Genomic DNA, 14,059 nt, shown 5'->3' with positions numbered 1-14,059 from the left:
TGTGCGGGGGTGCGCCCTCGTTGCTGGTCTTGGGAAGTGATCGGCGTGATCGATACCGAAGGCGACTGCGCCGAGTGGGCCTTTCCGGCGGCGCCGGGGTCCGTGCGCAGCGCCCGGCATGCGGTCCGCGACGCGTTGCGCGGCTGGGGGCTCGACGAGGTCTTCGGCGATGTGACCGTGCTGCTCGTCAGCGAGCTGGTGACCAATTCCCTGCGGTACGCCTCCGGTCCCATCGGCGTACGCCTGGTGCGGCCGAGCCCCGACGGGGCGTACGCCGGGTCGGGGCTCGGCGGAATCGGCGGTTCCGGTAGCTCCGGCGGGTCCGGCCGGAGCGCCCTCGAAGACGTCGGCGGGAACGGTTCCGAGAGCGTCACCGGTTCCCCGTCCGCCCACCACGGACTCCTCGTGGAAGTCTCTGATCCGCTTCCGGATCCACCCACCGAACGCAGTGCGGGACCCGACGACGAAGGGGGCCGAGGGCTGCAGCTCGTGGCTTGTTCCGCACGTCGCTGGGGGACCCGGCGCGGAAAGAACGGCAAGACGGTGTGGTTCGAGCTGGCTCTCCCCGGTTAGGAGTGGGGAGACGCGCAGCGATCACCGGAGGTCGGGCAGAACCCTGGCTGAAAGGGACCGAGACCTTGCTGTGATCGTGAACGCCGTGTCGGTCGGGGCCGTAGTACTGAATACTGCGTGCAGGACCGGTCCGGTGTGTGAGCTGGAGGGGACGGTCGCGTGAGCGAAATACCTGGGACAGCGGGCGACATCGTGTGGCAGAGCAGCCCGCCTGGCTCGATCTACGACTACATCAGGGTCGCCTCGTTCTCGATCGGGCCCGACGGGTTGATCGAGCAGTGGAGCCGGCGGGCCGCCGGTCTGTTCGGCATGGCCTCGCACGAGGCGGTCGGCCGGGATCCGGTCGATGCGTTCATGCCCGCCGAGCTGCGCCCGGAGGGGCATCGGCGGGTCGGCGAAATCCTCGACGGCAAGGAGTGGACGGGACTCGTCCCGTTCCGGATGCCGGGTGAGGGCGGTGCGCACGGGCTGGCGGAGATCTATGTCATGCCGAGTCTGACGGCAGCGGGTGAACGGGCCGCGCTCTGTATCGTCGTGGACGTCCGGGCGCTGCGCCGCATCGAGACGGACCTCGCCGCCTCGCAGGCGATATTCGGTCAATCTCCTTTCGGCTTCGTACTGTTCGGCACGGACTTCACCGTCGTCCGGGCCAACCAGCGCTTCGCGACGGTCTTCGGCGGAGCCGCCGACGACCACCGGGGCCGTACGGTCGACGACTATCTCGCCCGGCCCGAGGCCGAGCGGCTCTCCGCCACCCTGAAGCGGGTCCTGGAGACCGGCGAATCCGTGACCGACCTCCAGCTGATCGGCACCGCACCGGGCGACACCGACCGCCGCCACTGGTCCATGAACCTGTACCGGGTGCACAGCGGGTCGGGCCGGCCCGTCGGTATCGCCGGGCTGGCCACCGATGTCACCCGCCGCCAGACGGCCGCCCGCGAGGCGGCCAGCGCCCGACGCAATCTCGCCCTCCTGAACGAGGCGGGCGCCCGTATCGGCACCTCCCTCGACCTGGAGACCACCGCTCGCGAGCTGCTCGACGTCGCCGTCCCAGGCTTCTGCGACCTCGCCTCCGTCGACCTGTACCAGGGACTGCTCTCCGGTGACGAGGCCCCGCCCGGCAGCGGGGGCGCACCGCACGGCGAGTCCGGCGGCGGCTCCGCCGAACTGCGCAGGGTGGCCCATGCCAGCGCCGTCGTCGACGCGATGCCGGCCGCCGTGTCCGGCATCACCGCCCCCGGGACGGCCGACAAGTCTCCCGCACTCGGCTCGGTGCACCGCTTCCCCTACGGTTCCCCGTGTGCCGTCGCCCTGCGCACCGGCCACGTCGAGGACGTTCCCGGCGACGGCCTCGGCTTCGTGCAGTCCACGCTCGCCGTGCCGATGGTCGCCCACGACACCGTCGTCGGCCTCGTCCAGTTCTCCCGCACGAAGGGCAGCGAACCCTTCGGGGAGCGCGACCGGGCGCTGGCCACCGAACTCGCCGCCCGCGCCGCCGTCTGCATCGACAACGCCCGTCTCTACCGCCGCGAACACGAGCGTGCGCTGATACTCCAGCGCAGCCTCCTCCCGCCCGGCGACCCCGAGGCCGCGGGCCTGGACATCGCCTGTCGCTATCTGCCCGGCAACACCGCCACCGAGGTCGGCGGCGACTGGTTCGACGTGATCGAACTGCCCGGACACCGCACGGCCCTGGTCGTCGGTGACGTCATGGGCCGCGGGCTGCGGGCCGCCGTCGCCATGGGCGAACTGCGCACCGCGGTACGGACCCTGGCCCTCCTCGACCTGGAACCCGCCGAGGTGCTCTCCGCCCTCGACGAGGTCGCCCGGGGGCTCGGCACCCCCGGCGGCGGGGGCTTCGGCGGGGGCGGCGGAGCCCAGTGGCCCTCCCGCTTCGCGCACAAGTCCCGCGAGGCGGACCTGTCCGAGGTCTATCTGGCGACCTGTATCTACGCCGTCTACGACCCGGTCACCCGGCGCTGCACCTTCGCCAACGCCGGTCACCTCCCTCCGCTCGTGGCCGAGCCGGGCCGGCCGGCCCAACTTCTCGACGTACCGCCGGGGATGCCGCTCGGTGTCGGCGGCGAGCCCTTCGAGGAGGTCGAGGTGGAGCTGAAGGAGGGCGCCCTCCTCGCCCTCTACACGGACGGCCTCGTCGAGTCCCGCGACCATCCGCTCGAAGAGGGGCTCCAGGCGTTCCGCGCGGCCCTGACCGCACCCGAGCAGCCCCTGGAGAACGTCTGCGACCACGTCCTGAGCACCCTGGACACCGGGCACGGGGAGGACGACATCGCCCTGCTGATGGCACGTGTCCAGGGGCTGGCGGTGGAGGCGGTCGGCGACTGGCGGCTGCCGCCCGAGCCCCGCTCCGTGGGCCGCGCCCGTGAACTGGCCCGCTCCCAGCTGCTCGCCTGGGACCTGGACGACCTGGTGGACACCACCGAACTCCTCGTCAGCGAACTGGTCACCAACGCCCTGCGGTACGGCGAGGGCGAGATCCGGCTCCGGCTGCTCCGTGACCGTACGCTCGTGTGCGAGGTCTGGGACGCGGGGCTCGTCCAGCCCCGGCGGCGCCGGGCCCGCGACACCGACGAGGGCGGGCGCGGGCTGCAACTGGTCGGACTGCTGAGCGCGGCCTGGGGGTCCAGGCGGACACCGCGCGGCAAGACCGTCTGGTTCGAACTGCCCCTGCCCGACGGCGCCCCGGCCGGTGAGCTCTCGGTGGAGCAGCTGCTGAGCATGTACTGAGCCGGGGGAGCGGGCGGGAGGGGAAGCCGGACCGCGGTCGGGTGCCGCGGTCTGTGGCCTCGCGTTACGAGCCCGCCTTCAGGGCCGCCAGCCGCGCTGCCACCTCCGCGCTCTCGCCCAGGCTGTCCAGCTGCTCGAACTGGGCGTCCAGCGACGACGCGGCAAGCTCCTGCTTTCCCAGTGCCCTGGCCTCCTCGCGCCGGACCTTGTCCTCGAAGCGGCTCAGCTCGCTCGTCGGGTCGAGCACGTCGATGTTCTTGACGGCGTCCATCATCCGGTTCTGCGCCTGGGCCGACTTGGCGCGTGCGACCAGCTCGTCGCGCTTGGACGTCAGCTCCGTCAGCTTGCCCTTCATCTGGTCCAGGCCCGACTTGAGCTTGTCCACCACCTCCGTCTGCGAGGCGATGGTCGGCTCCGCCGTCCTCGCCTCCTGCTCCGACCGGAGCTGACGGCCCAGGGCGACCTTGGCCAGGTTGTCGAACGTGTCCGCCTCGGCCGCCGAGCCCGCCGCGCGCAGCTCGTCGGCCTTCCGGCTGGCCGCGAGCGCCTTCCCGCCCCACTCGGCCGCCGCGTCGACGTCCTCCCGGTGGTCCTGCTCCATCAGCCGGAGGTTGCCGATGGTGGCGGCCACCGCCTGCTCGGCCTCCGCGATGTTGTTCGTGTAGTCCCGGATCAGCTGATCCAGCATCTTCTGCGGGTCCTCCGCCTGGTCGATCAGGGCGTTGATGTTGGCCTTCGCCAGCTGAGTGACGCGGCCGAGAATGGTCTGCTTGGTCATGGCGCTGCTCCTTCGACGACGAACAGAGGACGAACAGAGGGCGGGAAGAGGTGAGAAGCGAGAGGCGAGAGGCGAGAGGTACGAGAACGGGGGAGGGGAGCGGAAGGGGTCAGAAGCGGCCTCCGCCGCCCCGCCGGCCACGGGTGCCCCCGCCGCCGAAACTGCCCGGCCCGCCGAGGGACCCGCCCCCGAAGCCCCCGCCCATGCCGCCGCCCATGCCCCCGCCCCGACCGCCCCCGCCGAGCAGTCCGCCGAGGATGATGCCGCCGAGCACCGCCCCGCCCATGCCGCCGCTCCCTCCGCCCATGCCGCCACCCGGACCCTGCTGGTTACCGAAGCCGCGTACGTCCTGTTCGGCCAGGCTCCGCGCCTGCCCGGCCAGCGCGTCCGCCTGCTGCGCCTCGGCCAGCGCGCCCTGCGCGTCGTTTGTCCCCGCCAGTTCCCCGGCCCGCTCCCAGCGCCGCTGGGCCTCCGCGAGACGGGTGCGGGCCTGGCTGCCGACCGCGCCCCGGTTCGTGGTGATGTAGTCGGCCGCCGCCGCGATCGCGGAACGGGCGGTGAGCATCGCCTGATCGAGGAGCGACCGCGCCCGCCGGTGGCCCTGCTCCTGCTCGCGGGCCCCGGCCAGCGCCTCGTCCAGCGCGGTGTCCGCCTCCTCCACCCTGCGCAGCGCGTCGATGGGGTCGTGACGACCGGCCGCCACCTCACCGCGCACATCGGTGAGCACCGACTCGGCGCGGGCGATCCGGCCGCGCAGATCCGCGGTCGGGACCCCCTCCGCGGTGCCTTCCAGCAGACCGCCCGCGTCGGCCAGGTCCGTCTCCGTCTCGGTGAGCGCCGCCGGGAGCCTGTCCGCCGCCTCGCCGAGTTCCGCGGCCCGCCGGTCCACGGCGTCGGCCAGGGTGGCCGCCTGCCCGACCGCCCCCTCGGAGGCCCGGACGTACACCGCGGCCTTGGCGTTGTCGCCGTCGTCCACCGCCTGGCGGGCCTGGTTGAGGCTCGCCGTGGCGAAGACGAGCCGGTCCTTGGCCTGCTCGATGCCGTCCGCCACGGGAGTCACGGCCGAGTCCGCGTACCGGCCGCGCAGTCCGGTCAGGGTCCCCTCGGCGGCCGTGATCCGCCCGGTGAGCTCGCGGAACGTGGTCTCGACGGTGGCCAGGGCCTGCGGAGCGGTACGTTCCAGGGCGCGCAGCCGGTCGAAGTCCTCGGACACCGTGTCGAGCCGTTCATTGGCGTCCGCGCAGCGGCTGATGATCTCGTCGAGCATCCGGCGGCGCGTCGCGTCGTCCTCGGGGAAGGCGTCGTCGAGCTGCTGGCGCAGCCGGAAGGCGGCGGTCAGCTCGGTCTTCGCCCGGGTGACGGCCTCGGTGAAGGGCGCGGCGGCCTCCTCGCCGAACTGGGCGGTGGCGAAGCCGAGTTCCTCCTCGCTGGTGCGCACCGCGTCATCGGTGTCCACCAGCACTCCCTTCGCCTGTGCGTCGAGTTCGGGCAGGGGCGTCGGCGGCTCCGGCGCACTGCCCCCGCCGCCCCACCCGCTCGCGGCGGGGGTCGTGCGGCCCGTCATACGCCGTTTGCGCCGGGTGTACGCATAGACGGCGACCGCGCCCGCACCGACGACAAGGGCCACCGGCAGGACCAGATCCCCGGCGCTCGTGGAGTTGGAGGAGCCCGTTCCGGGGTCGGCGGGGCCCGGTGTGAGGGCGGGGGTCGGTATCGGCTGCCCGGCCAGCACGGCGGAGTAGCCGTCGGCCGCTCCGATCGCGGCACCGGCCCAGTCGTTCTCCCGGAGGGCGGGTTCGATCGCGGTGGCCGCCACGTCATGGAGCTGGGAGTCGGTGAGCCGGGAACCCGCGTCGACGGAGTAGGCGTACTGCCGGTCGTGGGTGGCGACGGAGAGCAGCACGTCGTCCTGGCCCAGACCGTTGCGGTTCGCGGTCTCATCGGCCCAGGTCTGCGCGGACCGGCCGGAGAAATCACGTACGTACACCACGAAGAGCTGGACGCGGCGGTCCGCGTAGAGCCGGTCGAGGGCCGCCGCGACCGGCGCCCGACGATCGCCGAGCGCCCCCACCTTGTCGGTGATCTGCCCGTCGCGGGACAGCGTGGCAGGGCCGTCGGCCCGTGCGGTCACAGCGGCGGGCAGTGCGAGCCAGCACACCGCCAGCAAGGCGGTGAGCAGGGCCCTGCCGGGTATCGGACTCCGGATACGCATCACAGGCGGCATCACCTTTGTGAGGCTATGTCCACCCTCGGTGACCCGCTACCCGGAGGCCCCGCTGCCCCCGGAGCCGGCCGACCGACCGGCCGACCGACCGGCCGGCCGGGAAACGAGGCCCCGGCCGGCCGACCCGCACCCTCAGATGGAGAAACGCTCCTTGGCGAGCAGCGGGCGCACCCGGGAGCGGAAACCGCCGGTCCGGAACGGCGCCTGCAGCAGACCGGGGCGGATCGCCTGGGCCAGCGCCGCCGCGATCATGCCCTGGTCGAGGGCGAGCATGAAGTCGCTGACCCGGCCGGTGCCGACGTTCACGGAGTCCCGGAAGCCGTAACCGTCGTGGTACGCGCCGAAGTCCCGGTCCAGCGCCCGCAGGTTGGCGACCGCCTCCTGGGGGGCGTACGGAAGGGCGAGGAACGAGGCGTGCGGGGTGACCACGCCATTGGTGAACGCGGACGCGGGCGGCAGCGGCTCGCCGTCGGTGGTGTACGTCCGGTCGGTGTTGGAGGCGTAACCGTCCACCTGCATGCCGAGCGCGTCGACGCCGTACTCCTGGTAGCCGCCCTCGGGGATGTTCGAGGGGGAGAAGCCCCAGTACCCGTACTCCGCCTCCCGCATACCGTGCTCGATCTGGCTCCGGACGTAGCGCTGGTGGTTACGGCCCCAGGACCGCGGCGACCACTCCGGCTCCGGCACGAACAGCGGCACCATCAGCGCCTCGAACATCGAGCCGCCCCAGGTGGGGACGATCTTCCGGCCGCGGTGGGTGTAGTGCCCCTGCCAGACGCGTACGCCGTCCATGGCGACGTAACCGCCCTGCGGATACTGCTCCTGCCCGTGCTCGGGAAGCATCGTGCGCAGCAGGTGCCAGTAGTGGTCACCGGGCAGCGAGCCGTCCGCGATGCCCAGGTAACTGGCCATCCGGGGCTCGGTGTTGAGCGCCCCGTAGTGGTGGCCCGTGGGCTCCTCGGTGTCGGTCCAGAACCCGCCGCGCAACTGGCCGGGGCCCGCGACCGGGTCGGCCGGGTCGAAGGGCGTGTAGTAGTACGACCAGTCGGCGTCCGCGAGGATGCGCGCGATGCGCGGGCGCAGCGACGGCGCGGCGTCGGCGGCGATCCGCAGTCCGGTGACCAGCCAGGCGTTGTCGACCGAGGAGAGGAACGGGCGGACGGGGTCGCCGGTGCCGGGCCACTGGGTCAGCACCGAACCGTCGTGCGCGTCGTACCAGTTGAGCCAGAAGCCGTGGTGGCGCTCCAGCTTCTCGACGGCCGCGACGGTGCGCTCCAGCTTGCGGAGCATCGCGCCCTCGCCGATCACCCCGAGCCCGGCGGCGGCGACGGTCGACCACAGACCGCAGCCGATGTTGGTGGGCGAGGTCTGGCGGGACCGCACGGGAGCGCCGGAGCCGCTGACGTCGATCTTGTCGGTGGCGAGACCGAAGTCGGTCGTCATCGCCTCGATCGAGCGGTAGGTGTCGCGGAACCAGCGCAGCAGCTGCCCGCTGTCGACGGAGTGCAGGGAATGGGCGCCGCGGCCCGCTCCGGCCGCGGACCCGGCGGTGCGGGCGGGCGACGGTGCGGCGGTGGCGGGCGTGGCTACGGGCCCGAGGGAGAGGGCCGCGGCCCCTGTCCCTGTGGCGGCGAGAAACGTGCGACGGTCCATGAAGGTCCAGCTCCCTGTGGCAGAAGGGGGAAGGGGGAATTCGTGGCGTGCTCGGCGACGGCCGCGCGACGGCGGCGGCCGTAGGTGTGACAGGGCGGGGCATGACGCGGGGGTGGTGCGGGGGCGTGCGGGGGTGTGACGCAGTGCGGCCCGGCGGGCGGCGGAGCCCCGGATGTGCGCGGGCGGCCGGAGCTGTGGGGCTCCGGCCGCACCGGACGGCGGACGGCGGACGGCGGTATCGGCGACAAGCGCCGACGACGCCGGGGAGGTACGGGAGCCGGCGGCCGTCAGGTGCGCCGGCTCCCGTACCGGAGGGAGCCGTCAGGTGGCTCCCGGTCAGGGGTGGTCGGTCAGCCGGTGATGTGCGGCAGCGTGCGGCTGCGGCCCATCTCGCCCAGCCAGACGGCGGACGGCTTCGGCAGCCGCTCGAACGTCTCCGGGTTCCAGCCGATCAGACCGAAGGTGGGCTTGTAGGAGCCCCACTCGTAGTTGTCCAGGGCGCTCCATGCCAGGTAGCCCTGGATGTTGAGGCCATCCTCCAGCGCGGAGGCGACCTCGCTCAGCGCACCGGTGTAGTAGTCGACGCGGCGCGTGTCGACATCGGTGGCGATGCCGTTCTCCGTGACGATCAGCGGGACCCCGTTGCCGAGGATCCCGGCGGTGTGGCGCAGGGCGTGGCCCACGGCGGAGGGGTAGTACTCCCACTGCGTCAGGGTGCGCTCGGCGTCGTCCGCGGTCGGGATCGGGCCCTCGGCGCCGATCATGGTGCGGGTGTAGGACTGGACGCCGATCCAGTCGTCGCCGCGGGACGCCTCGATGAAGATGTCCTCACGCGGGTGGCGGTAGGCGGCGGTCACGTCCTCGGCCCCCGGGAGCGCCTGGTAGACCTGGTTGGCGATGGTCCAGCCGACCTGGATGCCCGCGTCGATCGCCCGGACCTCCTTGACGGCCGCGTGGTGGGCGGCGATGACGGCCTGGGTCGTCTCGTCGTCCGGGGTCGGCAGACCGGCGGGCGGGAAGCCGATGTCACCGCGCTTGGCCTGGCCGGCCATCACGGCGATCATGTTCGGCTCGTTGATGGTGCAGACGTGGCTGACGCCCTCGGAGATCACCGGTGCGCAGGCCGCGACGTAGCGGGCGAAGAGCTCGACGGCGCCGTCGGCGGTCCAGCCGCCGCGCGCCTCGAACCACTGCGGCACGGTGAAGTGGTGCAGGGTGATCATCGGGCGCAGGCCGCGCTCGATGGCACCGTCGACCATGCGCCGGTAGTGGGCGAGCTCGGCCCGGGAGAACTGGCCCTCGGCGGGCTCGATCCGCGCCCACTCGATGGAGAACCGGTAGTCCGTGAAGCCGAGACCGGCCAGGACGTCCATGTCCTCGTTCCAGCGGTGGTAGCTGTCACAGGCGTCCAGGCTGGGCTCCTGGATGTGCGTGCCGGTGGAGTGTTCCTTGACCCACCAGTCGCTGTTGGTGTTGTTGCCCTCGATCTGGTGGGCGGCCGTGGAGGCACCCCACAGGAAGCCTTCGGGGAACGGGACCGTGGTGTGAGTCATCACGAAATGTCTTTCTGCTGCGTGAAGGGGTGTGGCCGCCGCCGGGGTGTGGGGCGGGGCCTCGTACATGTCCGGGGTGTTCCGGAGGGGGCGTTCGGGTCGGGCGGGCTACTTCATGCCCGCCGTGGCGATGCCCTGGGTGAAGTGCCGCTGCAGTGCGATGAAGAGGATCAGCACCGGCAGCACGACCAGGAACGCTCCGGCCATCAGCATCCCGTTGGAGCCACCGGCCTTGTTGGGGTCCGTGGCGAACGTCGCGAGAGCGACCGGGAGCGTGTACTTGTCGGGATCGTTGGTCGCGATCAGCGGCCAGACGAAGTTGTTCCAGGAGCCGAGGAAGGTGAAGATCGAGAGCGTCGCGAGAGCGGGCTTCACCAGCGGCATCACGATCCGCCAGAAGATGTACCACTCACCGGCGCCGTCCATCCGCGCCGCTTCCAGCAGCTCGTCCGGGATCGACTGCATGAACTGCCGCATCAGGAAGACCCCGAAGGCTCCGGCGGCGAACGGCAGCACCAGACCCGCGTACGAGTCGATCAGCTGGAGCTTGCTCATCAGCACGAAGAGCGGCAGCAGCATCAGGTTGCCGGGGACCATCAGAGCGCCGAGAACCAGACCGAAGATCTTGTTCTTGCCGACGAAGTTCAGCTTGGCCAGCGCGTAGCCGAGCATCGAGCAGAACACCAGGTTCGAGACGGTGACCAGCACCGCGACGATCACGGAGTTCATGAAGTACAGCGGCAGATCCAGCTTGTCGAGCAGCTGCCGGAAGTTCTCCAGGGTCCACTCGGTGGGAATCCACACCGGCGGGCTGGCCGACAGTTCGCTGGTCGTCTTGAAGGCGGAGAGCCCCATCCAGAGGAAGGGCGCCGACATGATCAGCAGGCCGAACGAGAGCAGGACGTAGACGAGCGGACGCCGCAGATTCCGCTTCTTCCTCGGTACGGACGACTGCTCGGGCTTCTTCGACGGCGCCGTCCGCACGGCACCGGGTGCATTGCTGGCGCTCATTTGGTGTTGTCCTTCAGCAGTCGGAGCTGGAGCACCGTGATGCCCATGATCACTACGAAGAGGACATACGCCATGGCGCTCGCATAGCCCATGTGGAAGAAGTTGAAGCCTTCGCGGTACATGTTCAGCGAGACGGTGAGGGTGGAGTCGGAGGGACCGCCCTGGGTCATCACGAACGGCTCCTCGAACACATTGAGGTAGCCGATGGTGGTGATCACCGTGGCGTACAGGAGCGTGGGCCGCAGCAGCGGCACCGTGATGCCCCTGAACTCCTGCCAGAGCCCGGCGCCGTCGAGCTTGGCGGCTTCCCGGACCTCGGTGGGAATGGCCTGCAGACCCGCGATGAAGAGCACCATGACCGTGCCGACGTTGCGCCAGACCGCCATCGCGATCATCGAGGGCATCGCGAGCGTCTCGGACCCGAGGAAGTCCGGCGAGGTGAGGCCGACCTCGGCGAAGAGGCCGGAGATCAGCCCGTCGCTCGGGTCGAGCACGAACCGCCAGACCACGGCGACCGCGACGATGGTGGTGACCACCGGGGCGTAGAAACCGACGCGGAAGAAGGTCCGCGCGCGGTCGATGCCGTTGTTCAGCAGTACCGCGACGACGAGCCCGATACCGATGGTCAGCGGGACCCCGATGACGACGAAGTACGCCGTGTTGAACAGCGACTTGAGGAACTTCTCGTCGCCGAACAGCTTGACGTAGTTCTCGAAGCCGATGAAGTTCGCTTCCCACGGGCGCGTGACATTGCGCAGCCCGAAGTCCGTGAAGCTCATCACCAGCGTGGCGAGGATCGGGAACGCCATGAAGACGGTGAAGAGGACGATGAAGGGGGTGGAGAACAGCCAGCCGGCCGCGTTCTGCACACCCATCGTCGACTTCTTACGACCCCGGCGATCCTTCGGCCCGGCGGCCGGGGACTGTACGGTCCCCGGCCCGGCCGACACCTTGGCCGGCTGCGCGGCCTTTCCGGTCGTGGTGCTCATGGCTCCTACTTCACGAGGCCTTCGATCTCGGACTGCGCGGTCTTCAGCGCGTCCTCGGCGGAAGCCTTGCCCTGGGTCACCTTCGCGATGGCCTGGTCGACCTTGTCGGTGATCTCGGTCCACTTGGCCATGGACGGCGAGGACTTGGCGGTGTCCATCTGCTTCTTGAAGATCTGGAGGTTGGTGTCGTCGGCGAGCGTGCCGGAGGTCCAGGCCGAGGTGTTGGCCGGGAGGTCCTTGGTGCGCTTGTACCAGTCGGCCTGGCCCTTGGTGTCGGTCAGGTACTTGATGAACTCCTTGGCGGCGGCCTTGTGCTCGCTGTCCTTGGAGATCGCCAGGGAGGAGCCGCCCGCCATGGAGACGGAGGACTTGTCCGTCGGGACGTTGGCCACGGCCCACTTGCCCTTGATCTGGGGCTGGCCCTCGTCGAGGAGGGTCACGTGCCAGGGGCCGCCGAAGAACATCGGGACGCGGCCGTTGCCGAAGTCCTTCACGACGTCGTAGCCGGGCTGGATGGACTTGTTGGAGAGGCCCTTGTCGAAGTACGAGCCGTACTCCTTCAGCGCCTTGACCGCCGCGGGGCTGTCGATGACGGCTTCGCCCTTGTCATTGACGATCTCGCCGCCGGCCGAGTACAGGAAGGAGTAGAAGTTCTGCACCGTGTCCAGGCCGCTGGGCTGGATGGACAGGCCCCACTTGGTACCGGCCTTCTTCTGGTACGCGGTCGCGAGGTCCTGCATCTCCTTCCAGTTGGTCGGAGCCTTGTCGATGCCCGCCTTCTCGGCGAGGTCGGTGCGGTAGTAGAGGACGCGGGTGTCGACGTACCACGGCACGCCGTAGGCGGTGCCGTCCACCTCGCCCTGGTTCCAGCCCGACTCGAAGAAGTCCTTCTTGTCGAAGGTCTTGGTGTCGACCGGCTCCAGCACACCGAGCTCGGAGAACTCGCCCATGTAGCTGCCGCCCATCTGCGCCACGTCCGGCATGGTGCCGGCGGCGGCGGCGGAGACCAGCTTCTGGTGGGCGACGTCCCAGCCCACCGGGGTCACCTTGACGGTGATGTTCGGGTTGGCCTTCTCGTAGACCTTGGCCACATCCGCGAGCTTCTCGCCCTCGGCCCCCATGGCCCAGACGGTGAGCGTCTGCTTCTTGTCCGCGGCGACGTCGTCGCCTCCGGAGCTGCCGCAAGCGGTGATGCCGAAGGCGAGCGCGACTGCGATGCCGATGGAGGCGTTTCTGGCGGTGCGGGACATGGAGGGCTCCTCCTTGAGCAATCCGGATGTATGCGCTGCCTGTAAGCGCATACATCACTCTGCGGCAGACGATCGGGAATCCGCAAGAGGGTGCTAGGTCACACTCGCGCAACGTGCTCGACATCTCGATGTCCCGCAGTTGAACGGTAAACGCACGGTTTGCGGAAAAACAGCAGATGTGACCGATTTCGCTCCCTTATGGGGGGTGCTGGAGTGCTTATGGGAGGTGCCGGAACGCCGGACTATTGTCGTGATCATGGCCTCGCACGCACATGGCGTCCCTTCGTACGCACATGACTTCCCGTTCGACCCGGCTTACGGGTACACGCTCGACGACCTGCTGGGCGTCCCCGCACCGCCCGCCCCCGACGACTTCGAGGACTTCTGGAGGGCCCGCCACGCGGCGGCCCGCGAGGTCGCCACGGAGCCGGAGCTCGGCCCGGTCGAGGAGGAGCGCGACGGTGTGCGGATCCACGGTGTGACCTACACCTCCGTGGGAGGAGTGCGGCTGGGCGGCTGGCTCGCCCTGCCCGCCGAGGGGCCCGCCGGACACGGCTTCGTGATCGGACACGGCTACGGCGGGCGCCAGGCACCCGGCCCCGATGTGCCGCTGCCGCTGCCGGGGTCCGCCGCGATCCTGCCGTCCGTACGGGGGATGGGCCGCCGCGGACTGTGCGCCGGAATCCCGGACGAGGCCGCCGCGCACGTCCTGCACGGCATCGCGTCCCGCGACACGTACGTCATCGGCGACTGCGTGGCCGACCTCTGGTGTGCGGCCTCGGCGCTGCGGGAACTCGTACCGGAGCTCGCGGAGGAGGGCGCACCGCGCCTCGGCCTTCTGGGGGAGAGCTTCGGGGGCGGGCTCGGGGCCCTCGCGCTGCCGTGGGACGACCGTTTCGGTGCGGCGCAGCTCACCGTGCCGACGTTCGGCAACCACCCGCTGCGGCTCACGCTGCCGTGCGCGGGCAGCGGGGAATCGGTACGGGCGTACCACCGCGAGCACCCCGAAGTCACCGGCGTACTGCGGTACTTCGACGCGGCGACGGCAGCGGCGCGGGTGGAGCTGCCGACGCTCGTGGCGGCTGCCCGCTTCGACCCTTCGGTGCCGCCGCCGGGACAGTTCGCCGTGTACAACGCGCTGGGCGGGGTGCGGGAGCTCCAGGTGCTGAGCGCGGGGCACTTCACGTACGACGGTCTGGCGGAGGAGAAGGAGGAGCTGTGTGCGCACCGGACGCGGTTCTTCGGCGAGCATCTGGGGCGGTAGGCGCCCCGGGGGTGCG

The 14,059-nt window shown here is 70.7% G+C and carries 10 protein-coding genes; 3 read left to right on the top strand and 7 right to left on the bottom strand.

The annotated features are described in order from the left end of the window. The first annotated feature begins 36 nt into the window (after window positions 1-36). Window positions 37-573, top strand: coding sequence for an ATP-binding protein (locus tag A6A29_RS01455; protein WP_073718066.1), 537 nt, complete (start codon window positions 37-39; stop codon window positions 571-573). A gap of 192 nt (window positions 574-765) precedes the next feature. Then, the gene (locus A6A29_RS01450; RefSeq protein ID WP_198952994.1) at window positions 766-3,321 is read left to right on the top strand and encodes a SpoIIE family protein phosphatase; all 2,556 of its coding nucleotides are present in this window, start codon (window positions 766-768) and stop codon (window positions 3,319-3,321) included. Between the two features lie 64 nt (window positions 3,322-3,385). On the opposite strand, the gene A6A29_RS01445 is transcribed toward A6A29_RS01450, so the two are convergent. The 7 genes from A6A29_RS01445 to A6A29_RS01415 all read right to left on the bottom strand — a co-directional run bounded on the left by A6A29_RS01445 (window position 3,386) and on the right by A6A29_RS01415 (window position 12,779). Beyond that, window positions 3,386-4,099: a PspA/IM30 family protein gene (locus tag A6A29_RS01445; RefSeq protein ID WP_073718064.1), complete on the bottom strand. Its 714-nt coding sequence runs from the start codon at window positions 4,097-4,099 to the stop codon at window positions 3,386-3,388. Between the two features lie 109 nt (window positions 4,100-4,208). Then, window positions 4,209-6,311, bottom strand: coding sequence for a TPM domain-containing protein (locus A6A29_RS01440; protein ID WP_107468117.1), 2,103 nt, complete (start codon window positions 6,309-6,311; stop codon window positions 4,209-4,211). Window positions 6,312-6,455: 144 nt separating this feature from the next. Then, entirely contained in the window at window positions 6,456-7,976 is a 1,521-nt protein-coding gene (locus A6A29_RS01435) for a glucoamylase family protein (RefSeq protein WP_073718062.1), read from the bottom strand. A gap of 350 nt (window positions 7,977-8,326) precedes the next feature. Next, window positions 8,327-9,529: a glycoside hydrolase family 1 protein gene (locus A6A29_RS01430; protein ID WP_073718061.1), complete on the bottom strand. Its 1,203-nt coding sequence runs from the start codon at window positions 9,527-9,529 to the stop codon at window positions 8,327-8,329. Between the two features lie 108 nt (window positions 9,530-9,637). Beyond that, window positions 9,638-10,540 carry a carbohydrate ABC transporter permease gene (locus A6A29_RS01425; protein ID WP_073718060.1) on the bottom strand — a complete coding sequence of 301 codons (903 nt, stop codon included), beginning with the start codon at window positions 10,538-10,540 and terminating at the stop codon, window positions 9,638-9,640. Further along, window positions 10,537-11,529: a carbohydrate ABC transporter permease gene (locus tag A6A29_RS01420; protein WP_073718059.1), complete on the bottom strand. Its 993-nt coding sequence runs from the start codon at window positions 11,527-11,529 to the stop codon at window positions 10,537-10,539. Before A6A29_RS01420 ends, A6A29_RS01425 begins: the two co-directional genes overlap by 4 nt. Before the next feature lie 5 nt (window positions 11,530-11,534). Continuing rightward, a complete protein-coding gene (locus tag A6A29_RS01415) occupies window positions 11,535-12,779 on the bottom strand; it encodes a sugar ABC transporter substrate-binding protein (protein WP_073718058.1) in 1,245 nt (414 codons plus the stop codon). A 256-nt stretch (window positions 12,780-13,035) separates the two neighbouring features. Between A6A29_RS01415 and A6A29_RS01410 the strand changes: the two genes are divergently transcribed. Further along, complete coding sequence (locus tag A6A29_RS01410; RefSeq protein ID WP_073718932.1) at window positions 13,036-14,043, top strand: acetylxylan esterase; 1,008 nt, start codon at window positions 13,036-13,038, stop codon at window positions 14,041-14,043. Window positions 14,044-14,059 lie beyond the last annotated feature (16 nt).

Origin of the sequence: Streptomyces sp. TSRI0281 (assembly GCF_001905125.1) — a bacterium.
Lineage (GTDB): Bacteria > Actinomycetota > Actinomycetes > Streptomycetales > Streptomycetaceae > Streptomyces.
This window is presented reverse-complemented; position numbering and strand designations above follow the sequence as displayed.

What these genes read in the sequence shown, in the direction of transcription:
- A6A29_RS01410 (WP_073718932.1), top strand. Translation starts at nt 13,036, where the DNA reads ATGGCCTCGCACGCACATGGCGTCCCTTCGTACGCACATGACTTCCCG.
- A6A29_RS01445 (WP_073718064.1), bottom strand. Translation starts at nt 4,099, where the DNA reads ATGACCAAGCAGACCATTCTCGGCCGCGTCACTCAGCTGGCGAAGGCC.
- A6A29_RS01420 (WP_073718059.1), bottom strand. Translation starts at nt 11,529, where the DNA reads ATGAGCACCACGACCGGAAAGGCCGCGCAGCCGGCCAAGGTGTCGGCC.
- A6A29_RS01430 (WP_073718061.1), bottom strand. Translation starts at nt 9,529, where the DNA reads ATGACTCACACCACGGTCCCGTTCCCCGAAGGCTTCCTGTGGGGTGCC.
- A6A29_RS01415 (WP_073718058.1), bottom strand. Translation starts at nt 12,779, where the DNA reads ATGTCCCGCACCGCCAGAAACGCCTCCATCGGCATCGCAGTCGCGCTC.
- A6A29_RS01435 (WP_073718062.1), bottom strand. Translation starts at nt 7,976, where the DNA reads ATGGACCGTCGCACGTTTCTCGCCGCCACAGGGACAGGGGCCGCGGCC.
- A6A29_RS01440 (WP_107468117.1), bottom strand. Translation starts at nt 6,311, where the DNA reads ATGCGTATCCGGAGTCCGATACCCGGCAGGGCCCTGCTCACCGCCTTG.
- A6A29_RS01425 (WP_073718060.1), bottom strand. Translation starts at nt 10,540, where the DNA reads ATGAGCGCCAGCAATGCACCCGGTGCCGTGCGGACGGCGCCGTCGAAG.